Origin of the sequence: Streptomyces sp. NPDC047130 (assembly GCF_040643475.1) — a bacterium.
Taxonomy (GTDB): domain Bacteria; phylum Actinomycetota; class Actinomycetes; order Streptomycetales; family Streptomycetaceae; genus Streptomyces.
Genome location: NZ_JBEYUK010000006.1, coordinates 140,281 through 163,026, shown reverse-complemented (window position 1 = coordinate 163,026; position 22,746 = coordinate 140,281). Strand labels below are relative to the sequence as shown.

Sequence of the window (22,746 nt, the reverse complement as noted above, 5' to 3'; positions counted from 1 at the left end):
TCCCCTTCACGCTGCGCCATCGCGTGAGTGTTCGTCAACTGAATGAGCAGAGCTGACGCGTGTGTGACGAACCTGATGAAGTCCCCGCGCTGTGAACGGTGTTCGCGGTACGGGCCACCACTGCCGCCTCGGTGCCGGGCCGACGGACTATGGTCGTCTGCGAAACACCGCCGACCCGTGTGAGGTTCCTCCATGTCCCGCGCCGAACCGGACCCGGTCATCGCCCACTTCGGACCGGAAGGACTGCGCCGCTACCGGACGACCGGGGCGTACGGGCTGCGGCTTCCGGAACCAGCACGGCAGGCGCTGGAAGAGACCGGGCTGCCGCGCCAGGTGTCCCGTTACTTCACCGCGTCCGGCGAGGAGGACGCACTCCTGCTGGGCGCCTGGCTCGCCCATCACGGCATCCCCCGGCCGGGGGACGACCGTGAGAACTGGCTCCGTCTCGGCGGCGACGGCTTGGGGCATCTCTGTGTCCGTCCCGACGGGGTGGTGCAGGCGGTCTTCCCGGGCGGGGAGCAGGGGGACCTGATGATCGCCTCCGACGTGACGGCATTCGCTGCCGCCCTCACCGCCCTGGACCGGCGCCTCCCGGTGATCGCCGTGTCCGGGAATCTCTCCGTCGCGGCCGCTGCCTTCCGAGAACTCAATGCCGAGCTGCGGAAGATCGACGGCGAGGCGTTCGCCGAAAGGGAGCATTGGTGGCCGCGCGTCCTGGACGACGTGCGCCACACCCTGAACTTCCCGTTCTCGGCGGCCTTCGAGTACGTGGACGCGCAGGGCGCCAAGCAGGTGGTGACCGAGGCCACCGGTCCCGCCAAGGCGCACCCCGAGGAACTGATCTGGCAGCGGTTGTCCGCCGCGGGAGTCGCCCCCGGCAGCGTCCGCCGGGTCTACTGCGAGCTCGAGCCCTGCATGATGCCTGGCCACTACTGCGCCGTCTGGATGCAACAGCTCTTCCCCGAAGCCGAGTTCACGCACAGCTACGACTACGGCGAGGACGCGGAATCCCGGGAGGCCGGCATGAAGGAGATGATCACCGAGGCGGCACGTCGGGCGGGCGGGCGGTGACCGCCGAGGTGAGGTGGCCGCGCCCGGCAGCGGGGCTCGAACCGGCCGCCACCGCACTGCTGAGCTGGCTGACCGACCCTGCCGCGCCCCGCCTCTGCGTGGTGACGGGCGGCCCTGACAGCGGGAAGTCGCTGCTGCTCGCCTGGCTGGCCGCCAACGGTACCCGGCCCGAGGCTCCGCCCGACCGGGCCGTTCACGCTTTCGTCCCGCTCCAGGGACTTGGTACGCACGCCACGGTGTGGACCCTCGCCGAGCAGTTGCACACCGCGGCCCGCACCCCCGCGCAGCTCACTGCCGCCGTCACCGCGGACGGGCGTCGCACGGTTGTGGTCCTTCCCTCCCTCCACGAGGCTCAGGACCCGGCCGAGGTGGCCGCGCTGGTTCTCGCCCTGGCCGAGTCGGACGGCGTCCGGGTCGTGGCCGAGGCTCGCAGCGGGACGCCTCTGCTCGACGCCGTGCGTGAGGTTCCGGCCGCCGTGATGGACCTCGACGACCCTCGGTGGCGCGACGCCGTCCGCAATGCCCGGTGGCGTGAGCACGAGGCGTCCGCCCTCCCGCCCCGGAGGTCTTCGCGCCCCACTGCGCCGTTCCGCAGCGACGACCCCGAAGCCGTCTGCGCCGTCGACCCGTACGAGGTGACCGCCGTCTACGAGGCCGACCCGGACCCGCGTGGCGGCCTCCGCACCGCCTGGCTCCGCGCGGGCCGGGCGCTGCTGCGCGAGCAGAGCCCTGCCGAGCGAGCCCTGGTCCTCCTGTGCGCTTTGGGTGACGATGCCGACCCGCGGCACGCGCCCGCCCTGGAACGCCTGGCCGAGGGAGCTTCCTGGCGTCCGCTCTGGCGCCGGGTGACCGGCGACGCCCTGCCTCCCTGGCCCGGTCCGGCACTCGCCCTGACCGCCGGGAGCGGGCCGCTGGTCGGCCATGCCGTTGTCGGTGACCACGAGGGTGTGCTACGTGTCATTTCGCTCACCGACGGATCGCCCACCGGCCGCTTCGCCCGCCGTATCGCCTCGCAGCCCGCCTCCGTGGTGAGCCTGCGGGACGGCACCGTTTGGGCACTGGACGTCAACGGAGTGCTGCACGCTCAGCGTTGGGAACCCACCCGGCGGCGCGCCACTGGGCTCGCCGCCCTGTTGGAGGCCGACGCGACCCACCCGACCGACGCCGCGGCCGCACGACTGGAACGGCACCTCACCTCCGTGCCGGCCACCACCCTGGCCGCCGTCGGCGCTCTCGCCGGGGTCGGCCATGAGGATGGCACGGTCGGCCTGTCGCTCCTCGAGCCCGACAAGGACGAGGTGGCGCCCGAGCAGGTGGTTCTCCACACCGGACCTGTCACCGCCCTTGCTCTGCTGCCATTGGGCGACGACCGCCCCGCCGGATGCCCGCCTGCCCTGCTCTACAGCGGAGGAGCGGACGGCCAGGTGCGGGCCTGGGCGCCGGGGGCGGAGGTCCTGGCCACGCCGGTGGCCCGCCGCCCGTGCCCGGTCACCGCGTTGACCGTCATCCTTACCCCGTCCGGCCCGGCCCCGGTGATCGCCTGGGGCGACGGCAGGATCGACCTCCTCCACCCATCGTCCGACGGCGACCGCTCACTGCACCTTGGCGCCGAGGTGAACGCCATGGCGAGCACGCCCGACGGAGCCCTCCTGGTCGGTACGGACCAGGCTTTGCTGTGCCTCGTCCCGCGGTGAACGCGCGCGTCCGAAGCCTCCCGCCCGCGGCAGCCGCCGCAACCGCTGCGAGGGAAAGAGACAGGGCAGAGGAAGGACCCGTCACCATGTTGTTCCCGGTCACCCGCGAGGACGTCGAGCAGGCAGCCGACACCCGTGTCCACCGCCTCTCCCCGGACGTGGCGCGCCGCTACGGCTTCTCCGGGGAGACGGCCCGGCTCCTCACCGAGGTCGGCATCCCGGAACTCCACCGCTACGGGCTGCGGTTCGAGCTCCCCGAGGAGTTCGACCCCGAGTGGGTCAACAAGGCGGAGGAACTGCGGGAGGACGGGTGGGAGGTGGGCCCGGAGGCCGACACGTGGGTCTCCGTCGGCTACTTCCCGACCGACCACGTCGTCGTCGACCCCCGTACCGGCGAGGTGTACCAGCTCGCCGAGGCCGAGCCGGTCCCGTTGCGCATCCACGCCGACCTGTCCTCGTTCCTGCGGACCATCGTCGTCGCCGCGGAGACGGGCCGGGCATGCGCGGCGGTCTCCCGCCTGCCCGACGAGGTCGAGCGCTGGAACGCCCTGTCGGACCAGGGCCGGGCCACCGTCGAGGCCGTCGACCCGCTGCCCTTCGCCCACGAGGAGAGCGAATGGGTCCGCCTCTTCGACAGCATGGCCGCGGGCATGTACTGGTAGCGCCGGGGCGACGGCCCTAGCGCTCCACGGACCGCTGGGGCGTGGCCCAGGCCTCCGGCGTGAAGATCTGCGCGTCCTCGTCCCACGCCGTCTCGTCCTCCCCGAAGTCCGGGGCCTGGAACGGCTGGGTCGCCGGGCGGGGCGAGGGCGAGGCGGTGTGGCGCCGGTCCGCCCCGTCCGGGGCGGAGAACAGCGAGGACGGTTCGATGAGGGGACTCCCGTTCGTGGGCGGGCGCGCACGAACGCGGGCCCGGGTGCCGTGGCCGGGCACTGCGGCGGTGCAGAGGACAAGGGTGGCGTCGCCAGGGGCGAGCCGAAAGCTCTCAGGGCTTCAGGGGCTCCAGGAGCTCCAGGGCTTCAGAGCTTGCTCATCTTGAAGTAGGGGCTCAGGATCCGCTCCTGCGTGGGACCGAAGTCCACGAGCGCGGCGATCCCGTCCTCGATCCCGACGACCCGGCCCAGACCGTACAGGTCATGGGTGACGCGGTCGCCGACGGCGAAGTGTTTGAGGGGTGGCGCGGCCGGAGCCTTGAAGGGGCTGGTCGGCAGATGGCGCTTGGGTGCAGCTGACTTTGTCATTGCCGCCAGTATGCGCCTGTCACGGCCCGCCCGGCAGCCCCTGTGGACTGTGAGATGCGAGAAGCCCTCCGGCGTGGTGCCGGAGGGCCTCTCGTTCACGTGCCGCGGGGCGTCCCGCCGCCCGACCGTCCGTGGTCGTTCCGTCGCCGGTCCGCGGTCGTCAGAGCTTGACGCCCTTGGAGGCGAGGAACTTCGCCGGGTCGATGGCCGAGCCGTAGTTGGCGGTGGTGCGGATCTCGAAGTGCAGGTGAGGACCGCTGGAGTTGCCGGTGTTGCCGGACAGCGCGATCTGCTCGCCCGTCTTCACGGTGTCGCCCACGTTCACCTGGACCTTGGACAGGTGGGCGTACTGCGAGTAGGTGCCGTTGCCGTGCTTGATGACGATGGCGTTGCCGTAGGCGGGGCCGTCACCGGCGCCCCAGCCACCCGCCTTGACGACGGTGCCGGCGTGGGCGGCGAAGACCTTGGTGCCGGTCGGGACGGCGAAGTCCTGGCCGGAGTGCTTCGACGCCCACATGCCACCGTTCTGGGCGAAGCTGGCGGACAGCTTGTAGTGCTTGACCGGGTCGACCCAGGTCGGCTTCACGTCCTTCTTGGCCGTGGCCACCGCGTGGGTGCCGGCCGCGGGGGCGGCCGCCTCGGGGGCGCCGGCCGCCGTCGCGACTCCGGCGCCGAGTACGACCGAGGCTCCCAGGCCGGCCGCGACGACCGCGGCGCGGGTGCGGAGGGCGGAGGTACCGGTGGAGCGGAGCGAGACGCGCTGGAACATGCAGAACCCTTTGGCTCGGAGATCGGGACCGCCGCCGGTGGACCAGGACGGTGCCCGGCGACGGGTTCATTGGTAACCGGGGGGCCGGCGGCTTGACAAAGGTGTGATCTACTACGTTCCTTCGTCAATGAGCACCTACGTGCCGGAAAGGGTGCATAAGCAAGCAAAAGAGGAGCAAACGGAAACCCGCAGGTCGGGCCCCGGAAATCGCGGGTGCCCCCGCCCGGCTCCGGCCCGCTCCGGCCAGCCGAGCCGTCCCCTAAGCCGCTTAGTACGTGACGTGGACCCTATGGGCCACCTCACCGGAAACGGCGTTTCCGAGCGGCCCCGAGCGGCTCCGCCGGACCGGTCGGCGCACCCGCCGCCGCCGTTTGCCGCACGTTCCGGAGGGGACCCGCCGGTCCATGACGACCACCCCCCGTCGCCGCAGGCTGCGGCAGAACCGAGTCCTGTGGCTGCTGGACCGCGTGGAGCGCGACCCCAGGGCGGACCGGCTGATCGAGAAGATCCGCAGGAACGTCAAGGCACTCCCGCTGGGCAGCGGCCGGGACGCCCTGCACGGCAGGTGGCTGGGCCACCCGGTGCACCCGCTGATGGTGCAGCTGCCGATCGGCAGCTGGACGTCCGCCGCGGTCCTGGACCTCTTCCCCGGCCGCTCACGCGACGCGCGCCTCCTGATCGGCGTCGGCCTGGCCACGGCCGTCCCCGCCGCCCTCGCCGGCGCCGTCGACTGGGCCGAGCTGCACCGCCAGCAGCAGCGCGTCGGCCTGGTCCACGCCTGGGCCAACAACACGGCCGTCGCCCTGTACGCCGCCTCCTACGCCTGCCGCGCCAAGGACGGCGCCGGGCGGCGGAGCACCGCGGGACGCGTCCTCGGCTTCCTGGGCCTGACCGCCGTCGGGATCGGCGGCATGCTGGGCGGCCACCTCGCCTACCGCCAGGCCTCCGGCGCCAACCACGCGGAAGAGGTCCCGCACCTGATCGGCGCTGGCTGGCACCGCGTCGGCGCGGTGGCGGACCTTCCCGTCGGCCGTGCGGTGCGGCGGATGGTCGACGACGTGCCGGTCCTGGTCGTCCGCGAGACGGGCGGGGAGATCCACGCCCTGTCCGACCGGTGCAGCCACCTCGCCGGCCCCCTCTCCAGCGGCACGATCGCCGACGGCTGCGTGGAGTGCCCCTGGCACGGCAGCGTCTTCCGCCTCTCCGACGGCTGGAACGTCCGCGGCCCGGCCACCGCCCCGCAGCCCGCCTTCGACACCCGCGTCGTCGACGGCCACGTCGAGATCGCCCTGCGGCAGCAGGACGACGCACCGGGAGCCACCGCGGGCGGGATCCCGGCGGGCACCGGGGCCGAGGACTGACGCGGGGCGTCCACCGGCGCCGTCGCCCTCGCCGCCCGCGACGGCCTCGGCCCCGGTCAACGCCACGCCGTGGCGCGCCCGGGCCGGCGCTCCGACGTCGGCCCGGTCCAGCCCGGGCCGACGTGACCAGTCCGGGCGTGGTACGGCCTCAGCTCTCCCGCTCCTCCCGTTCCGCCGGGGTGGAGGTCATGCCCGGGTACCGGTCCCCGGAGACCTGCCCCGCCACCGGCTCCAGCAGCTTCAGCTCCTCCGCGTCCAGCCATACCGAGGCCGCCGCCGTGTTCTCCTCCACCCGCGACGGCCGGCGCGTCCCCGGGATCGGGACGGCGGTCACCCCGTGCGCCTCCGCCTGCGTGTGCACCCAGGCCAGCGCCACCTGCCCGAGGGTGAGCGAGCGGGCCTCCGCGATCTCCCGCAAGGGGGCGAGCAGTGCGGCGTTGCGTGCCGCGTTCTCCGCGGTGAAGCGGGGGAGCGTGCGCCGGAAGTCGTCCGCGGCCAGCTCCCGCGCGGAGGTGAACGCGCCGGTGAGGAAGCCGCGCCCCAGCGGCGAGTACGGCACGAGCGTCACGCCGAGCTCGGCCGCCGCCGGCACCGCGGACCGCTCCACGTCCCGGCTGAACACCGACCACTCCGACTGCAGCGCCGCGATCGGGTGCACCGCGTGCGCCGCCCGCAGCTCCGGCCCGGTGACCTCACTGAGGCCGAGCTGCCTGACCTTGCCCTCCCGCACGAGCTCCGCCATCGCCCCGACCGACTCCTCGATCGGCACGGCCGGGTCCCGCCGGTGCATGTAGTACAGGTCGATCACCTCGACCCCGAGCCTGCGCAGGCTGCCCTCCACCGCCTCGCGGATGTACGGCGGGTCGTTGCGGATCCCGCGCCAGGAGGGCCGTTCCGGGTCGAGCCGGATCGCGAACTTCGTCGCCACGGTGACCTCGTCACGGTGCGCGGCGACGAACGGCGCGATGAACCGCTCGTTCTCCCCCATCCCGTACATGTCCGCGGTGTCGTAGAGCGTCACGCCCAGTTCCAGCGCCCGCTCCAGCGTCGCCCGGGCCTCGCCGACGTCGGTCGGCCCGTACGCGAAGCTCATGCCCATGCACCCCAGCCCCTGGACACCGACCTCCGGGCCGTTGCCGTCCTGGCCGAGGCGCACCTTGTCGAGAGTCACCGTGCCGTACCTCCGTGGCGCTCGTCCGATCGGGACGCCGCGCACCGCGAACGCCCCGTTCCCGTCCTGGCGTCCACGCTAGAGAGAGGGCGCGCCCTCCGGGCGAGAACGCCGGGACCGCCGCGCCGGGACCGCCGCGCCGGGGCGCGTCCTGACGGCGGCTCGGACCTGAAAGCCGTTCGTCCGTCCGGTGAAGGTCCTGAGGTGGCGCCGATTTCGTCCGGATATTCGACAGGACCCCGGGGTACCCGCTTCGCCACGGCGCAGAGCCGAGTCCGGTACGCGGCCACAGCAACGGAGATCCAGATGAAGGACCGCCGCCCAGCAGACCTGCCGCTCGCGCCGGTTCCGGCGGATCCGTGGGCCGACCACGTCCTCTCCCACCGGTACCGGCTGGGCGCGAAGATCGGTGCGGGAGGGATGGCCGACGTCTACGAAGGCGTCGACACCCGCCTGCAGCGGCCCGTCGCCGTCAAGGTCTTCCGGCCCGGCCCGCAGCCGCAGACGGAGGACCGGCTCGCCGAAGAGGCCGTCCTCCTCGCCCAGTTGCACGGCCCCGGTCTGGTCACCCTCTACGACATCGGTCGCCGCGACGACCGCACCTACCTGGTCATGGAGCTGGTCGACGGCCCCACCCTGGGCGGTCTGCTGGCCGGCGGCGCCCTGCCCCGGACACGCGTGGCGGCTCTCGGCGCGGCCCTGGCGCGGGCCCTCGCCCACGTGCACCGGGCCGGCATCGTCCACCGTGACGTCAAGCCGTCCAACGTGCTGCTCGACGCGGACGGCGCCCCGCACCTCGCCGACTTCGGCATCGCCCGCCTGGTGGACACCACCCGGCACACGGCCCCGGACGTGCTCACCGGCACCGCCGCCTACCTGGCGCCCGAGCAGGTCGCGGGGGGACGCATCGGTCCCGCCGCCGACGTGTACGCGCTGGGCCTGGTCCTGCTGGAGTGCCTCAAGGGCACGCCGGAGTACACGGGCACCCCGCTGGAGGCGGCCATCGCCCGCATCCACCGCCCGCCCGCGATCCCCGACGGGCTCCCGGCCGGCCTCGTCGCCCTCCTCCGGGCCATGACCGCCCAGGACCCCGCGGCCCGCCCCACCGCCGACGAGTGCGCCCGCACCCTCACGACCCTGACCGCCGCACCCGAACCGCACCCGGCACGGGCCGCGTCGCCCGCACCGGGCGGGGCGTCCGCACGGGCCGCGTCGCCCGCACGGGCCGGGGCGCCCACGCCGGCCGAGGCGATCACGTCGCCCGAGCCCGAGCCCGAGCCCGTGGCCGCGTCGCTCGCGTCGCCCGCACTCGCCCAGGCGCCCCGAGCCGCCGGCCCGGACGCCGAGCACCCGGTCGCGGTCACCCGGCGCGCCCGCCTCGGGGGCCCCCGCCACAACCGCCGCCTGGCCGTGGGCACCGTCCTCGCCGCGCTCACCGTGGCCCTGGGGACCACCGTCGCCGTCGCCCCCGGCACCAGTGGCACCGGCGCGGACCGCGCCTCGGCCGCCGCCCCGGGACACCGCTCCGCGCCCGGCGCCGACCCCGGGAACAGCCACGTGTCGGCCCCGCCGACCCCCCGGGTGCGCCCCGCCTCGGCCTCCGCACCCGCGGACGAGGCCACCGCCGACACAGCAGACCGGACCGCGCGAACCCACCGTGCCGCCCCCGCCGTGGCACGCGGCCCCGCCGCCCGCGCGGCGACCCCGGCGACCGGTGGCACGACCCCCACGACGCCCGAAGCCCACCGCCCTCCCGCCGCGCAGGACCAGCCCGCCCAGCCCGGCAACGGCGCCGACAACAGCGCAGGCAAGGGCGCAGGCAAGGGCACCGACAACGACAACGACACCGGCAAGGACACCGGCACCGGCAAGGACACCGGCACCGGCAAGGGCCGCGGCTGACCCGACACGAGGCCCAGCCGCCCGGTCGGTTCACAGCAACTGCGGGTAAGGGCACCGCTCCAGCGGCTCGTCCGGACGGTCCGACCACTTCCACCAGACATGCCGACGGGCGCACCCCCACACCGCACGGCACACCCGTCGACCGTCCTCCTTACGCAGACAGAGCGCCATGGCGCCGACCTTGAGCGGCTCACCGCACTCGGGGCAGGGAGGAACGGAACGGTCCGACATGCCGAGCAGGCTACCCGCGAGACCCGGACGGCCCGTACCCCCGATCCGGTGACCGAGCGCCCCCGCAGGCGTTGTGCTGCACAAGGAGGACATGTGGCGACCGAGACGTTCAGCATCGACAAGCGGCCCCTGCGGGACCTGCTCCAGCAGGTCGGAGCGGGGAAGATCCAGCTGCCGGAGTTCCAGAGGGGGTGGGTCTGGCCCTGGCCCAACATCGCGAGTCTGCTGGCGCCGGTCTCCCTCAACTACCCGATCGGGACGGTGATGCTGCTCGAGGGCGGCGGCGACGTCCGGTTCAAGTACCGGCCCATCGAAGGGGCCGACCCCGGTCAGCAGGCGCTGCCCGAGTCACTGGTCCTCGACGGGCAGCAGCGGCTGACCTCCCTCTTCCAGTCCATCGCCATGGACAGTCCCGTGGTGACCCAGGACGAACGCAAGCGCCGGGTGTCCGGCTGGTTCTACGTCGACATGGTCAAGGCGCTCGACGAGAACGAGGACCGTGAGGAGGCGATCCGGTTCGTCCCCGCCTCCCGCCAGGTGGTCAACTTCCGCGGCGAGGTGCTGGAGGACTTCTCCTCCAGGGAGTTGGAGTACCGGCACCGCGTCTTCCCGCTGCGCTGCCTCTTCGACAACTCCTGGGGCGACGGCTTCGCCCGCCACTGGGGCTTCGCGCAGGACGCGATGGAGCTGTGGTACGGCTTCCGCGACGGCTTCATCCGGTCGTTCGACCTCTACCACTTCCCGGTCATCGAGCTCGGCCAGGGAACCCCGCGCCAGGCCGTCTGCCAGGTCTTCGAGAAGGTCAACACCGGCGGAGTCACCCTGACCGTCTTCGAGTTGCTGACCGCGACCTACGCCGCGGACGAGTTCGACCTCCGCCGCCACTGGGAGGAGTGCCGCGCGGCCTGGGACGCTCCCGAGTACGCCATCCTCCGCGAAGTCTCCAACACCGACTTCCTCCAGGCGGTCACCCTGCTGGCCACGGCCGAGCGTCGGCGCCGTGAGCAGGAGGCGGGCACCGACGAGGAACGCCTGCCCCGTATCGGCTGCAAGCGCAAGGACATGCTCGCGCTCGGCCTCGAGGAGTACCGGCGGTACGCGCCGGACGTCGTCGCCGGCTTCAAGTCCGCCGCCAAGTTCCTGCGCCAGCAGTTCATCTTCGACACCCGCTTCCTCCCGTACGGCACCCAGCTCATCCCGCTGGCCGCGATCCTCGCCCTCGCCGGCCAGGACGCCGAGACCGCGGGCGCCCAGGAGAAGCTGGCCCGCTGGTACTGGTGCGGTGTGTTCGGCGAGCTCTACGGCACCACCACCGAGACCCGGTTCAACCTCGACCTGCCCGACGTCGTCGACTGGATCCGCGGCTCGACCACCGAGCCCCGCACGGTCACCCAGGCCCAGTTCGCCGCCAGCCGCCTCCTCACCCTGCGGACCCGGCAGAGCGCCGCCTACAAGGGCATCTACGCGCTTCTGCTCAAGGCGGGCGCCGTGGACTGGCGCACGGGGGAGAAGGCGGAGGTCAGCGTCTACTTCGACGAGGCGATGGACATCCATCACATCTTCCCGCAGGCATGGTGCAGGAAGAACGGCTACGAACGCTCCGTCTACAACTCCGTCGTCAACAAGACCCCGTTGACCGCACGTACCAACCGGATCATCGGCGGCCACGCGCCCTCCGAATACCTCCAGCGCCTCGCCAAGGCGGCGGAGACCAGTCCCGAGGGCGTCGAGCAGCGCATCCGGACCCACCTCGCCGACCCGGAACTGATCCGGTGCGACGACTTCGACGCCTTCTTCGAGGCCCGGCGGAAGGTGCTGCAGGACCACATCGCCGCGGCGATGGGCAAGCCGGTGGTGGACGACCACATCCCCGGTCAGCGCCCGGAGGCGGCGATCGCGGCGGCGGAGGCCGGGGTCGCCGCGGGCGTCTGACGCCCGCCCCGGCCGACGGGGAACCGGCCGGGGCAGTCCGAGTGGGTCCCGCCGGCCCGCAGGTCACCGGGCCCGCGGAACGATCCGCACCGCCCGGTACTCGTACCCGTCCTGCCGGAAACCGGGTGCCTCCCACTGGAGCAGCACCACCTGACCCGGCGACAGCGTGCGGAAGCCCGGCCGCTCGATGTGCGAGTAGTGGCCCCAGCAACCCCCCGGCGTCTCCGGCGAGTCGAGAACGCCCCATCCCTCTTCGTCACGCCACTCGCGGACCGTCGCGGTCACCATCGGTACTCCATGGCCCGATCCTAGGGCGACGGAGACGGAAGCCGGAGCGGCGGCGGCCGCCTCAGTCCGCCTTCCGCCAGACGGTCATGTCCGCCGTGAGGAAGGCGAGGTCCGGCATCGCGGTCGACTTGACCTGGATCACCATCAAGGCAATGTCCCCGTTGGAATTCTTGACGCAGATCTCGGAGCCGTTGGCCATCGCGGCCAGGAGGAGCGTGCGGGCCTTCGCGTGCTCCAGCATCATGCTGCACGTGTCGTAGCTGCCCTGGCCAGGATCGCCCGGCAGCCAGCTGAACACCGCGGAGTCGCTCTTCAGCTCACAGCCGGCGTTCGCGCAGCCGAACCGGATCTCGCCCTTGTCACCCGGCAGTTGCTCCTTCGGGTCCGCGAGGTCGACCGACTTCTTCGCATCCACCCACACCTGGGCGTACGGCGTGGCGACGGGCTTCTCCGGCGTCCTCGGCAAGGAGCCCGAGCCGTCGCCCGCGCCGTCCCCGCCCTTGTCGTCGGCCGCCTTCGAGCCCTCCTCCGCCGCGGAGTCGGCCGCCGAGCCCGCCGAACCGCCCGAACCCGCCGCATCCTCCGGCGACACCGACTCCCGCGCCTCGATACGACCGTCCCCCGAGTCCGCGGCCTCCCCGACGACCAGGCGACCCAGCCCGCCGCTGACGTCCACGACCTTCCACGCCAGGGCGGCCATCAGCAGCGCGCCCGCCGTCACACCGACGCCGGTGAGCAGCGCGGAGCGGCGCCGACGGGGCCGCTGCCACCCCGGCGGGGGCCCGGGCCACGCCACCGTCGGCTGCGGAAGGCCGTCCAGCCGCTGCGTGGCGACCAGCGGCGCCTGCTCGGACGCGGGCGCCGGCACGGTGACCTCGGGGCCGGCGATCTCCCGCCAGGCGAGGGGCGCCCCGGCCCCGGCCGTGCCGGCGCCGTCCGCGCCGACCGCACCGTCGGCCTCCTCGGCGTCCAGCCGTTCCCGGCACCACTCCACGACCTCCGCCGGGGTGGGCCGCTCCGCCGGGTCCATGGCCAGACAGCGTGCCAGCACCGGGCGCAGCGGCTCGGGCACCTGGGACAGGTCGGGTTCCGAGTGCACGATGCGGTACAGCAGGTTGACGGCCGACCCCTCGCCGTACAGCGGTCTGCCCAGCGCCGCGAAGGCCGCCGTCTGCCCCAGCGCGAAGACGTCCGTCGCCGCCGTGACCTCCTCGCCGACCGCCTGCTCCGGAGCCATGAAGGAGGGCGTGCCGATGGCGCCGCCCGTGGCCGTGTACGCGGTGCCGTCGGCGGCCATCGCGATGCCGAAGTCGATCACCCGGGGCCCGTCGGCGGCCAGCAGCACGTTCGACGGCTTCAGGTCGCGGTGCACGATGCCCGCACCGTGGATGGCCTGGAGCGCCTCGGCCACCCCCGCCATCAGCCACAGCACCGCCGTCACCGGCAGCGGCCCGCGCCGGGCGACCGCCTCCGTGAGCGAGGGCCCGGGCACGTACAGGGTGGCCAGCCAGGGCGGCGTGCCGTCGGCGTCCCCGTCGATCAGTTCCGCCGTGTACGCGCCCCGCACGCGGCGGGCCGCCTTGATCTCCCGGCCGAACCGGCGCCGGAAGTCCGGGTCGTCCGCCAGTTCGGGGCGTACGACCTTGATCGCCACCGGCCGCCCGCCCTGCGTGTGGGACAGGTAGACGACGCCCATGCCGCCCGCCCCGAGCCGCGCCGCCAGCCGGAAACCGGCCACCGCCGCCGGGTCCTCCGCCCTCAACGGCTGGAACACCTCCGCCGTCCGGCTCATACGGCCACCCCCAAGTCTGATGATCGTCCCCGCGCAGCAGCTTAGAAGAGGGCCGACGAGGCGCCCGTCGGACCCCTCGAAGGACCGCGGGTCCCGTCCTTGTCAGGACGGGACCCGCGGCCCCTGCGTGCGATCACCCGGCAGACGTCAGCCGCTGACGGTGATGGTGGAGCTGCCGCTGCTCTGGTAACCCTCGGTCGCCATGACCATGTAGTACTTGAACTGGCCGAGGCTCATGCCCGCGCGGGCCCAGGCGTCGAAGTGGTTCCCGGTGGTGATGGTGCCGGAGCCGCTGGTCACCTTCGACTGCCGGACGCTCCAGTACTGCTGGAACGTCTTGGTGCCCTCCACGGACGGGGCGTTGTACCGGGTCGTCTGGTAGATGTCGTACGTGCCGCCGTCGCTGTAGACCGTCCCCTTGTGGGTGCCGGTGGGCCGGTAGCTGCCCCAGTTGTCGACGATGTAGTACTCCACCAGCGGGTTCGAGGTCCAGCCGTAGAGGCAGCCGTAGCCGTTGCCCGACGGGTTGAAGTAGCCGGTGTAGCGGACCGTCCTGCGGCCACCGGTGTTCCAGCCCTTGCCGGCCACGAAGTTGCCGCAGTTGGTCCACCGGGTGCTGTAGCTGCCGCCGCCGTTGAGCGTCATGGAGACGGAGCCGCAGCCGTCGGTCCAGAACGTGTAGTACATGCCGTCGTAGCCGGTCTGGTTGGTGGTGATGGTGGTGGCGGCGTGAGCCGTGCCGGGCAGCAGGAGCCCCGAGGCGGTGGCGAGCGCGGCGGCGCCACCACCGAGGAAGCCCCGTCGGCTCAGGCCGGGGGGAAGGATGCTCTGCCGGCTCTGGTCCTGCTGCTGCGTGCCGTCGTCCTTGCGCATGCTGTCCTCCGGATGAAGGCAGGTGGGGGACCGGACGGCTGTTGCCGCCCGGCGGCCTTGCATGGAACGTGGCGGGGGCCCCCGCCGTCGTGCGGTACCGACCGACAGGCGTCCCGCACGCCCGAAGCGGCGAGCGGGACGACGGACCGCGGTCGTCGGCGGGCCACATTTTTTGTAGAGCCGCATGGACCTGTCAACGCTTTCGACATTCTTTCGGAAACGTATCCAGCGCGGCCGCGGCGCCCTGGATCGACATCACCCCAGCTCAGGCAGAGAATCGATCGCCCCCGCATCCCCGCGGCATGGCATTCCGTGCCACGCAAGGCGAGAATGTGTTCGGACCTTCCGAAAGTTTCGCCAACCTGCAAGCTCCTACTGCCGGACGAGGCCCTTTCCGACCGATCGGCCGGCCCAGCTCGGCGAAGCCGGAGTCATCCACCGCGACCGCAGGGGACTGGGGCGCGGTGGCGTCGGCACGAGACAACGGCGCTGGAAGTGCCGTCCGCGAGCCCGGCCCCGTTCACTGACCGCCGGCCCCCCGCACGGCCCCTTGCCTGGGAGGGGCAAGCGCGTCACCGAGACCTACGCCGTCATCTTCTTGCCACGCAATGCCTTGCGCCCTCATCGACGAAACCGCAGAGTTGGCCGATGAACTCACGGTAATGGCCGGGGGCGCCGTGGCTTTTGCTGGGAGGCCCGTCGATCCAGCCCTGCCAAAGGCCTTCCGGAGTGAGGAACTGGGCCGCCCGACCGGCACCGAGCCTGGCGTCGAGCAGCAGAAGTGCACCGATGGCGGGGAACCCTCCCCCCGCGGCCGGGGGCTTGCTGCCCTTGCCCCTGGCCACAGCTGCGCAAGAACTGAAGGGCATGGTGCACCAGCGTCACCCCTGGGAAGTGTGAGCCCACACTGCGAGGGATCCGCCGGGCTGGGAGAGGAAGCGCCATCCGTCAGGGCCGGTGACCTGCCAGGCCTCGAAGGACGGGTCAGCTACGCAGTAGAGGTGCGCCCCGTCGGCGAACACGATGCTGAGCGCTCCCGCCCGGAAGGCCACCGCGGACTGCACTTTGGAGCCGAACACGAAAACAGCCGCCGCGACCTCCCGACGCTCGGGAAGCAACGACGGAGCGGAGCCGTTGTGGAGGGGACGGCTCGAGAGATGTGCCGGCCCTTCCAGGGGAACCTCCCAGTCAGCCTCGAAGACCAACGCCAGCCGGAAAGCAATCGTGATGTGCGTGACGCTCACGCCTCGCAGGGGAAGGGTCCACGAGTCGTCGTGCGCGAATGGCTTCAGAGCGTTGGGCACCACCGCACCATTCGTGGGCTTGGGCAAGTCAGTCCCGCTGACCCGAACCCCGCACACGCAAAAGCCCCGCCTCAGCGACATCGCTGGTGGCGGGGCTCGGCACACTTACACAGTGTGCCCCCGGCAGGGGACCCCGAACATGGGAACGGGGGACGGGGATGAACGGGCAGCTCGTTTTGCGGGCGTGTGTTCGATTGGAGTAGGAGTACTTACCGCAGATTGGTGTCCCGGGCAGGAGCCGCAATGTAAGGACTGGTTGGGGCGGGCCACGCGGGACCGGGGCAGACGCGTTCACGGTGGCCACGTCGCTGCGCCTGCCGAAGACGCGCGTGGGTTGAACTACAGGTCGCGGGCGTCCGGCTGAGGCGGGCCGCCCGCGGCGCTGGCCAGGCGCAGAGCGGTTCTACGGTCGTCGGGGATCAGTTGCTGCGCGCGCCCTCACCGTCCACCTGTTGGCCACTACAATTATGCAGATTCTGGTGGAGGACACCCAGCGCGTGGACCGGCGCACGGAAGGTCACCGTGGACGGTGTGGTGACCATGGACCTCCATGAGAACCTGCAAGGCATCGAGCGGCAGATTGAACAGGTCCGCCAGGCGCTCGCCCCGGACGAGCCCGGCGACCAGGACGAGGGGGTCGAGGTGTCGCTGGCGGTGACGTGGCTGGTGCCGGGGCGTGGCGCTACTGGTAGCGCCGAACCACATTGGAGTGGACGGAGGTGTACCGCCAGTTCCATCACCTGCTTCCCATGACGAGGCGCAAGAGGGGCCTCGGCGGCATCGGATACGTTGGGGGTCGGCCGCTGTGGGAGTGAAGGAAGGACCAGGACGTGGATGATTTGGGGGAGCGCGCTAAGAACCGTCTGATCATGCTGGATGGTCACTTCACTCACCCCGTGAGGGTTGAGCACGTCGAATCCATCGGGCCGGGCGTGTTCCTAGTGCGAGTCCGTCACGCCGACGGTGCGCCAGACGAGACCCAAGTACTGGAGGAGGAGTTCCGGTCGGCGCTTGCCAACGTAACGCCGCAGCCAGAACTCGTGGACCCTCGAGATCTCTCTCTGTGGGTCGAGTCTCAGCGAATCCGCCACGCCTTTGCCCACGATCCCCTGTTCGCTGTCTCGATGAGCGGGGTAAGAGGCCTGCCGCACCAGATCGAAGCGGTGTATCGCCATATGCTGCCGCAGCCGAGGCTGCGCTTCGTGCTTGCGGATGACCCGGGCGCCGGTAAGACCGTCATGGCTGGTCTCCTGCTTAAAGAACTAAAATTGCGCGGTGCCGTCGAGCGAATCTTGATCCTTTGTCCTGCTCCGCTGACAACTCAGTGGCAGGACGAAATGCTAGACAAGTTTGATGAGCAGTTCGAAGTGGTTTCCAGCGAGCAAGTCCGGAACCAGGTCGGGCAAAACCCGTGGGAACGCTACTCGCTGGTCGTGAGTAGCATCGATTTCGCTAAGCGGGACGACGTTCGAGACGATCTTTTCCGTAGCCAATGGGACTTGGTGATTGTAGACGAGGCTCACAAGGCTTCTGCTTTCACAAAGCGGGGCAAGGATGAGAGGATCGTCAAGACGAAGCGGTATTCTCTCGTGGAAGGTGTCTCACAGCAGGCCGACCGCCTCCTGCTGCTGACCGCGACGCCTCACTCAGGAGACGAGGATAGGTTCACGCGCTTCCTTGGACTGCTGGACCCGGATCAATTTTCAACATCGGAACTTATCAAGAAGCAGATTTCCAACGACAACAATCCCTACTTCCTTCGCCGCCAGAAGGAAGACCTAGTTGATGAGCATGGCGGCGCTCTGTTTGTTGAGCGGCATGTCCGCACGCAGCCGTTCCAGCTCTCGCCGGCGGAATTCTCCCTCTATCTTGATGTCACGCAGTACGTAAACACGTACTTGGGTTCCAGTGGGGGATCCCGGGGTAACGCTGTGGCCCTGGCTCGTACTGTGCTGCAACGCCGACTTGCCTCAAGCCTTGGCGCAATTAGGTCGTCCTTGGCCAAGCGCGCCGATCGCCTGGAAGCACTGATTGAGCAGCTCGTCACGATGACGCCGGCCGAGGCGACCCGGCGACTAGCCACGCTGGGGCGCATTCCGGCTGACGCCGATGTCATGGACGACGTCGAAACCGGCAGCGAGGACATCGATGAGTCCGTCGATGATCTCCTGGCAACGGAAGTAAGTAGTGCCGGTCAAATCTCGCAGCTACGTGCCGAAGTAGTTGAACTACGAAAACTCGTTTCGCGTGCCGACAGGGTCAGATCGCAGGGCGAGGAGCGTAAACTTGCTGCCCTGCGTGACTGCTTGGAGAGGGCGGAGTTCGAAGAGCTGCGTGACGGCCGCGGCAAGCTGCTGATTTTCACGGAGCATCGTGACACTCTCGACTATCTGGAAAGGCACCTTCGCCAGTGGGGATACTCTGTCTGCACCATTCATGGAGGACATCCTCCTGCGGAGCGGAAGCGTATCCAGCACGATTTCAGGCAGGACAAGCAAATCTGCATCGCGACGGAGGCGGCTGGTGAAGGTATCAACCTTCAATTTTGCCATCTGATGATCAATTATGACCTGCCGTGGAATCCGGTCCGCCTTGAGCAAAGGATGGGGCGCGTACACCGCATCGGTCAGAGTGCGGACTGCTGGATCTTCAATTTCTGCGCGACAAACACGGTAGAAGGTGAACTCCTGGAGCGGCTTCACCAGCGGCTCGAAGCGATGCGTCAGGATTTGGACGGACGCGTCTACGATGTAATCGGAGAGATCCTTACAATTAACGGCGTCGACTTCGAGCGCCTCGTTAAGGAGACGCTGGCTAACCCGACACGAGCGAACCGTGATGCAGCAGTTGCCGAAATTAACCGACTCGACTCGGAGAAACTCGCCGAGTATGAAGAGGCCACCGGTATTGCCCTGGCGAAGAAGTACGTGGACATCGACTGGGTCCGTGGGCAGAACTTCCTCTCCGACGAGCGTCGCCTGATGCCCGAGTACGTAGAAGCGTTCTTCCTCCGAGCCGCTCATCGCCAGAGCTTGCGCGTGGAGCGTCGGGCCGACCAGCTGCTGCGTATCGAGCACGTACCCGTTGCGCTTCGCAGCGATGACCTGACCGCTGTCCGCTATCGAGGCCGTCCCGCATCCGAGTACCGCAAGCTCACCTTCCGGAAGGACGAGCGGGACCGCGTCGAGCACGAAGATGCAACGTTGTGCTCGCCAGGCCACCCTCTCTTCGCGGCGCTCGCTGAGTCACTAGAGCGCGATCTGGCAGCAGAAGGTGTCCCTCAAGGCGCGGCCGCCTTTGTGGATCCCGGCGCACGCGCCCCGTACTTCGTGCATCTTTTCGCCTACGAAGTGGTGGGAGAAGACGTACACGGCGCTCCGGAGGTCGCCTTCGCCGAGGTTGTTGCGGTTATAGAGGACGAGGACGGACTGCACCGCGGGCCGGCCGACGTGCTCCACACGCTTACGCCTGCCCCTAATCGCGCAGCGCGGACCCTGACTCCTGACCAGATCAAGGCGGCAACGGACTGGCTTCGCGTCGAGGTGCAGCTTGGCCGCACCACCGCCGAGCGAGCCAATCGACTTGAGCACGCACAGCTACGCTCCGCGTACCTGTCGGAGGCCATGGACGCCCAGAAGAAGCGGTTGCAGGACCGCTGGATGGCGCACGACGCCAAGGTGGCCGCGGGCGACGACTCGTACCGCCTGCTGCGTGATAACGCTGAGCGGCAGCTCAAGGAGCTCGCGCATCGGCGGGCAGCGAAGCTGGAGTCCCTCAACAGGCTCGGAGTGGTCCGCTCTGGGAAGGTCACACACCTCGGATCGGCTTCCGTGGTTCCCCCAGCGATGCCGGAGGACCCAGACATTGAGGTCATGCGGCCGAGCAAGGAGGTCGAGGAGGCGGCTGTTGCGGTGGCCATGGCGTACGAGGAGGAGCACGGCTGGCAGCCCGAGTATGTCGGGCACCTCCAGGACGGCAGCGGCTTCGACATCCGCTCGACACGGACGTTGCCCGATGGGGCCACCCAAGTGCGGCGGATCGAAGTGAAGGGGCGCGGCGCATCCTCCGGCGACGTCGGCCTCTATAGGACTGAGTGGTACGCCGCACAGAGGTGGTCGACCGGCTTCTGGCTTTATGTCGTCTACAGCGCGACGACGAGCCCGGTCCTCATGAGGGTCCAAGACCCCTTCCACACCCTGCCCAACGTGGCTGAAATCCGGCAGGTTACCGGCTACCGTGTGCCGGGCGCTAGCATCCGAACTTACGCGGTCACGGAAACGGACACCGCGCAGCGAGAGGATGACAGTGCAGGACAGCAGTGACAAGCGGCTCATCGAGGACGCGATCCCGATCGACGTCATCAGTCGCACGAGTGCGAGCGAGAAGGTGGGTGGCCGCGTCGGTCACCCTGCCTCCATGCACCTGTGGTGGGCCCGTCGCCCGTTGGCGGCGTCGCGAGCTGCTGTCTACGCGGCCCTTGCCCCAGCATCTGGCCGGTCGCGCACCTCCCAGGAGGAGTCCGACTTCTTCGAGGCCCTCTGTACCTGGGGCGCTCCAGACCACGCGATTCGTACAGCGCGTGAAGAGGTGCTCTCAGCCAGTGATGGGCCGCCGAAGGTCGTAGATCTGTTTTCCGGTGGAGGCGCGATCCCTCTGGAGGCTCTGCGCCTGGGGTGCGAAGTGACGGCGAATGAGCTGAACCCCGTTGCCCACCTTATTGAGCGGATGATCCTTGAATATCCGCAGAGCTATCCCGGGCTGGCTGACGATATCCGCCGGTGGGGAAAGGTATGGGTGGATTCGGCATGGGATCAGCTTTCTTCCTTCTACCCGACCGTAGAAAGCGGAACCGGCCAGCAGCCTTTTCTGGACGACGACGAGGTTGGCCGCCGTCGGCCCCTTGCCTATCTGTGGACACGCACAGTGCGGTGCCCGAATCCGGCCACGCCTGAGCACGATGCTCACCTGGTACGGCAGACATGGTTGGGCCGCAAGAAGAACCGCTACGTGGCGTTGAAGCCCGTGGCGGACCGTGACAACTGGGTACTCCGCTACGAGGTAGTTGGAGCCACGACGGAAGCTGACCTGGGCTTCGACCCAGCGGAAGGTTCCAGGGGCGGGGAGGTCGCCTGTCGCATCTGTGGTGCCCCGGTAACCGGACGCTACGTGAAGGAAGAGGCCCGCGCCGGCCGTATGGGTACCGCGCCGCTTGCTGCCATCGTTACCAAGCCCGTCGGGCAGGGGCGAGGCCGCGACTACCTCGCAGTCGGCGAGTACGAACTGCCCGACGATGCGGAGTGCGAGAAGCGACTGCAAGAACTGCCCGTGGAGCCTCTGGTGGAGTCGCTGCCTGGAACCATGCGGATCACTGGCGGCACCTGCATGGTTTATGGGTTCGCTCAGTATCGTGACTTGTTCACGCCACGCCAGCTGCTGGCCCTGAGTACCCTGGCTGCAGGCGTAAAGCAAGTTCACGATGATGCGCGCGCTCAAGGCATGGAGCTGGGGCGTGCGGCCGCGCTCTCCACTGCTTTGGCCATGGCCCTCAACCGGGTTGCCGACCGACTGTCCAGTCTGTGCCGCCTCGACACGAAGAACGAGGGTGGCACCAACACCTTCGCGCGACAGGCGCTTCCCATGGTGTGGGACTTCTACGAGGCGAACCCGTTCGCAGGCGCATCCGGTGACGTGCGCAAGTACCTCAAGGAGACAGCCGACCTGGTCGAACGGCTCGCTACCTTGCCCCGTCCTGCCAAGTGCGTACGTGGATCAGCGGCGTCTTTGCCGCTTCCGAGTGATTCGCAGGACGCGGTCATCACTGATCCGCCGTACTACGACAACATTTCCTACGCGGACCTCTCGGACTTCTTCTACGTCTGGTTGAAGCGTTCGGTCGGGTTCCTGTATCCCACGGATCTCGGTGGCGAGCTGACCCCCAAGAGGAACGAGGCAGTCGTCGCTTCCTACCGGCACTCGGGGAGTAAGGACGCTGCGCGCGAGCACTACGAGACGCTGATGGAGCGCGCGTTCAGCGAAGCTCACAGGGTGCTTAAGCCGGGTGCTCCCCTCGTCTGCGTGTATGCGCACAAGACCACTTCGGGGTGGTCGAGCCTCGTTGAGGCCCTTCGGAGCGCCGGCTTCACCATCACGGAGGCATGGCCACTCGATACAGAGATGCCGGAACGCGCAGTCGGACGAGGCACAGCAAGCCTCGCTTCTTCCATCTTCCTCGTTGCGCGCAAGCGCGCGAGCGACGTCGGTGTGGGCAGCGAAGCCGAGGTTATGACTGAACTGAACGACATCATCAAGGAACGACGGGAGCGGCTTGAACAACTGGGCATCACTGGCTCCGACCTGGTGATCGCTACCGTAGGCGCCGGTCTCCGTGCTCTCACGCGGTTCGAGCGGGTGGAGCAGGACAACGGCGAAATCTTGCCGGCCGAGACCTTCTTGGAGATGGTCCAGACACGGGTGCTTGACGCGATCTTCGGCTCGCTGGCCAGCACGGACCCGGTCACGCGCTACTACGTCGCTGCCCAATACTCCTACGGCTACGCGGCTGTGCCTTTCGATGAGGCCAACAACCTCGCCCGCATGACAGGAGCCAACTTGGACGGCGCCGGCGGACTGACGACTGGCCCGAACCCGCTCGTCTCAAAGGTCAAGTCCACTGTAGTACTCAGGGACTTCGAGGACCGCGGCGATGACGTCCGCCTGGGGCAACCGGAGACTGAAGGCAACGGCACCATCGCCCTCATTGACATGGAGCCGGCCGTCACGCCGCCGTTGATCGACGTGGCGCATGCTGTTCTGTGGCGCTTCGAGCATCGGCAGGCCGACATCCGGCCATACCTGATGTCCGTCAGTGTCGACATGGTGCGGTTGCGTGACCTGATCCAGACGCTGGCCGGGCGAGCTCTCCGGGCCAGCACGAGCGAGTCAAAACCCAGAGAAGCCAGCGCAGCGGAGCGACTGCTGGTCTCATGGAAGTCGATCATCGGTGAGCAAGGGCTGGTCTGAGGTGTCGACGGTGTGCAACGTTGAAGCACAGGGGGTTGGGACACTGTGAGTTTGAGTTATCGGCTTTTGCCCTGGACGCAGGTCGCGAGCCCGCACG

General features: G+C 69.6%; 18 protein-coding genes. 9 read left to right on the top strand and 9 right to left on the bottom strand.

The window, feature by feature from the left end; genetic code table 11:
- Nucleotides 1–192 precede the first annotated feature (192 nt).
- The 3 genes from ABZ836_RS11260 (at nucleotide 193) to ABZ836_RS11250 (ending at nucleotide 3,427) form a co-directional block, all read left to right on the top strand.
- On the top strand, nucleotides 193–1,071 hold the full coding sequence (locus ABZ836_RS11260; protein WP_361141374.1) for a nucleic acid/nucleotide deaminase domain-containing protein: 879 nt from the start codon (nucleotides 193–195) through the stop codon (nucleotides 1,069–1,071).
- Nucleotides 1,068–2,765 (top strand): hypothetical protein, encoded by a 1,698-nt coding sequence (locus ABZ836_RS11255; RefSeq protein WP_356130565.1) that lies wholly within the window; start codon nucleotides 1,068–1,070, stop codon nucleotides 2,763–2,765. The genes ABZ836_RS11260 and ABZ836_RS11255 overlap by 4 nt, the downstream gene beginning before the upstream one ends.
- Nucleotides 2,766–2,851: 86 nt before the next feature.
- The gene (locus ABZ836_RS11250) at nucleotides 2,852–3,427 is read left to right on the top strand and encodes an SUKH-4 family immunity protein (RefSeq protein WP_356130567.1); all 576 of its coding nucleotides are present in this window, start codon (nucleotides 2,852–2,854) and stop codon (nucleotides 3,425–3,427) included.
- A gap of 16 nt (nucleotides 3,428–3,443) precedes the next feature.
- On the opposite strand, the gene ABZ836_RS11245 is transcribed toward ABZ836_RS11250, so the two are convergent.
- The 3 genes from ABZ836_RS11245 to ABZ836_RS11235 form a co-directional block, all read right to left on the bottom strand.
- Nucleotides 3,444–3,698 (bottom strand): hypothetical protein, encoded by a 255-nt coding sequence (locus ABZ836_RS11245; protein WP_356130569.1) that lies wholly within the window; start codon nucleotides 3,696–3,698, stop codon nucleotides 3,444–3,446.
- An 86-nt stretch (nucleotides 3,699–3,784) separates the two neighbouring features.
- Nucleotides 3,785–4,006, bottom strand: a complete 222-nt coding sequence (locus ABZ836_RS11240) for a hypothetical protein (RefSeq protein ID WP_356130571.1) — start codon at nucleotides 4,004–4,006, stop codon at nucleotides 3,785–3,787.
- 160 nt (nucleotides 4,007–4,166) lie between these two features.
- Nucleotides 4,167–4,775 carry a M23 family metallopeptidase gene (locus ABZ836_RS11235; protein ID WP_356130573.1) on the bottom strand — a complete coding sequence of 203 codons (609 nt, stop codon included), beginning with the start codon at nucleotides 4,773–4,775 and terminating at the stop codon, nucleotides 4,167–4,169.
- Nucleotides 4,776–5,179: 404 nt separating this feature from the next.
- Here ABZ836_RS11235 and ABZ836_RS11230 point away from each other — a divergent pair, with 404 nt between their 5' ends.
- Nucleotides 5,180–6,136 carry a Rieske 2Fe-2S domain-containing protein gene (locus tag ABZ836_RS11230; RefSeq protein WP_356130575.1) on the top strand — a complete coding sequence of 319 codons (957 nt, stop codon included), beginning with the start codon at nucleotides 5,180–5,182 and terminating at the stop codon, nucleotides 6,134–6,136.
- Between the two features lie 148 nt (nucleotides 6,137–6,284).
- On the opposite strand, the gene ABZ836_RS11225 is transcribed toward ABZ836_RS11230, so the two are convergent.
- The gene (locus ABZ836_RS11225; protein WP_361141371.1) at nucleotides 6,285–7,307 is read right to left on the bottom strand and encodes an aldo/keto reductase; all 1,023 of its coding nucleotides are present in this window, start codon (nucleotides 7,305–7,307) and stop codon (nucleotides 6,285–6,287) included.
- Nucleotides 7,308–7,613: 306 nt separating this feature from the next.
- On the opposite strand from ABZ836_RS11225, the gene ABZ836_RS11220 reads away from it, so the two are divergent.
- Together ABZ836_RS11220 and ABZ836_RS11215 are read left to right on the top strand one after the other, a co-directional pair.
- Entirely contained in the window at nucleotides 7,614–9,209 is a 1,596-nt protein-coding gene (locus tag ABZ836_RS11220; RefSeq protein WP_361141369.1) for a protein kinase, read from the top strand.
- A gap of 324 nt (nucleotides 9,210–9,533) precedes the next feature.
- Nucleotides 9,534–11,372 carry a DUF262 domain-containing protein gene (locus ABZ836_RS11215; protein ID WP_361141367.1) on the top strand — a complete coding sequence of 613 codons (1,839 nt, stop codon included), beginning with the start codon at nucleotides 9,534–9,536 and terminating at the stop codon, nucleotides 11,370–11,372.
- Between the two features lie 63 nt (nucleotides 11,373–11,435).
- On the opposite strand, the gene ABZ836_RS11210 is transcribed toward ABZ836_RS11215, so the two are convergent.
- The 5 genes from ABZ836_RS11210 to ABZ836_RS11190 form a co-directional block, all read right to left on the bottom strand.
- Nucleotides 11,436–11,660, bottom strand: a complete 225-nt coding sequence (locus ABZ836_RS11210; RefSeq protein ID WP_361141365.1) for a cold shock domain-containing protein — start codon at nucleotides 11,658–11,660, stop codon at nucleotides 11,436–11,438.
- 61 nt (nucleotides 11,661–11,721) lie between these two features.
- Nucleotides 11,722–13,452 carry a serine/threonine-protein kinase gene (locus ABZ836_RS11205; protein ID WP_361141364.1) on the bottom strand — a complete coding sequence of 577 codons (1,731 nt, stop codon included), beginning with the start codon at nucleotides 13,450–13,452 and terminating at the stop codon, nucleotides 11,722–11,724.
- 147 nt (nucleotides 13,453–13,599) lie between these two features.
- On the bottom strand, nucleotides 13,600–14,325 hold the full coding sequence (locus ABZ836_RS11200) for a glycoside hydrolase family 11 protein (RefSeq protein ID WP_361141362.1): 726 nt from the start codon (nucleotides 14,323–14,325) through the stop codon (nucleotides 13,600–13,602).
- A 590-nt stretch (nucleotides 14,326–14,915) separates the two neighbouring features.
- Nucleotides 14,916–15,194: a DUF6000 family protein gene (locus ABZ836_RS11195; RefSeq protein ID WP_361141360.1), complete on the bottom strand. Its 279-nt coding sequence runs from the start codon at nucleotides 15,192–15,194 to the stop codon at nucleotides 14,916–14,918.
- Nucleotides 15,195–15,206: 12 nt separating this feature from the next.
- Nucleotides 15,207–15,710: a DUF6188 family protein gene (locus ABZ836_RS11190; protein ID WP_361141359.1), complete on the bottom strand. Its 504-nt coding sequence runs from the start codon at nucleotides 15,708–15,710 to the stop codon at nucleotides 15,207–15,209.
- A gap of 441 nt (nucleotides 15,711–16,151) precedes the next feature.
- On the opposite strand from ABZ836_RS11190, the gene ABZ836_RS11185 reads away from it, so the two are divergent.
- The 3 genes from ABZ836_RS11185 to ABZ836_RS11175 all read left to right on the top strand — a co-directional run bounded on the left by ABZ836_RS11185 (nucleotide 16,152) and on the right by ABZ836_RS11175 (nucleotide 22,649).
- Nucleotides 16,152–16,382 (top strand): hypothetical protein, encoded by a 231-nt coding sequence (locus ABZ836_RS11185; RefSeq protein WP_361141357.1) that lies wholly within the window; start codon nucleotides 16,152–16,154, stop codon nucleotides 16,380–16,382.
- A gap of 77 nt (nucleotides 16,383–16,459) precedes the next feature.
- Nucleotides 16,460–19,951, top strand: coding sequence for a helicase-related protein (locus tag ABZ836_RS11180; RefSeq protein ID WP_361141355.1), 3,492 nt, complete (start codon nucleotides 16,460–16,462; stop codon nucleotides 19,949–19,951).
- Entirely contained in the window at nucleotides 19,935–22,649 is a 2,715-nt protein-coding gene (locus ABZ836_RS11175) for a DUF1156 domain-containing protein (protein WP_361141353.1), read from the top strand. Before ABZ836_RS11180 ends, ABZ836_RS11175 begins: the two co-directional genes overlap by 17 nt.
- Nucleotides 22,650–22,746 lie beyond the last annotated feature (97 nt).

Coding starts and splice junctions, on each gene's coding strand:
- ABZ836_RS11210 (WP_361141365.1), bottom strand. CDS start 11,660: ATGGTGACCGCGACGGTCCGCGAGTGGCGTGACGAAGAGGGATGGGGC.
- ABZ836_RS11200 (WP_361141362.1), bottom strand. CDS start 14,325: ATGCGCAAGGACGACGGCACGCAGCAGCAGGACCAGAGCCGGCAGAGC.
- ABZ836_RS11190 (WP_361141359.1), bottom strand. CDS start 15,710: ATGTCGCTGAGGCGGGGCTTTTGCGTGTGCGGGGTTCGGGTCAGCGGG.
- ABZ836_RS11240 (WP_356130571.1), bottom strand. CDS start 4,006: ATGACAAAGTCAGCTGCACCCAAGCGCCATCTGCCGACCAGCCCCTTC.
- ABZ836_RS11260 (WP_361141374.1), top strand. CDS start 193: ATGTCCCGCGCCGAACCGGACCCGGTCATCGCCCACTTCGGACCGGAA.
- ABZ836_RS11235 (WP_356130573.1), bottom strand. CDS start 4,775: ATGTTCCAGCGCGTCTCGCTCCGCTCCACCGGTACCTCCGCCCTCCGC.
- ABZ836_RS11250 (WP_356130567.1), top strand. CDS start 2,852: ATGTTGTTCCCGGTCACCCGCGAGGACGTCGAGCAGGCAGCCGACACC.
- ABZ836_RS11205 (WP_361141364.1), bottom strand. CDS start 13,452: ATGAGCCGGACGGCGGAGGTGTTCCAGCCGTTGAGGGCGGAGGACCCG.
- ABZ836_RS11195 (WP_361141360.1), bottom strand. CDS start 15,194: ATGCCCTTCAGTTCTTGCGCAGCTGTGGCCAGGGGCAAGGGCAGCAAG.
- ABZ836_RS11220 (WP_361141369.1), top strand. CDS start 7,614: ATGAAGGACCGCCGCCCAGCAGACCTGCCGCTCGCGCCGGTTCCGGCG.
- ABZ836_RS11230 (WP_356130575.1), top strand. CDS start 5,180: ATGACGACCACCCCCCGTCGCCGCAGGCTGCGGCAGAACCGAGTCCTG.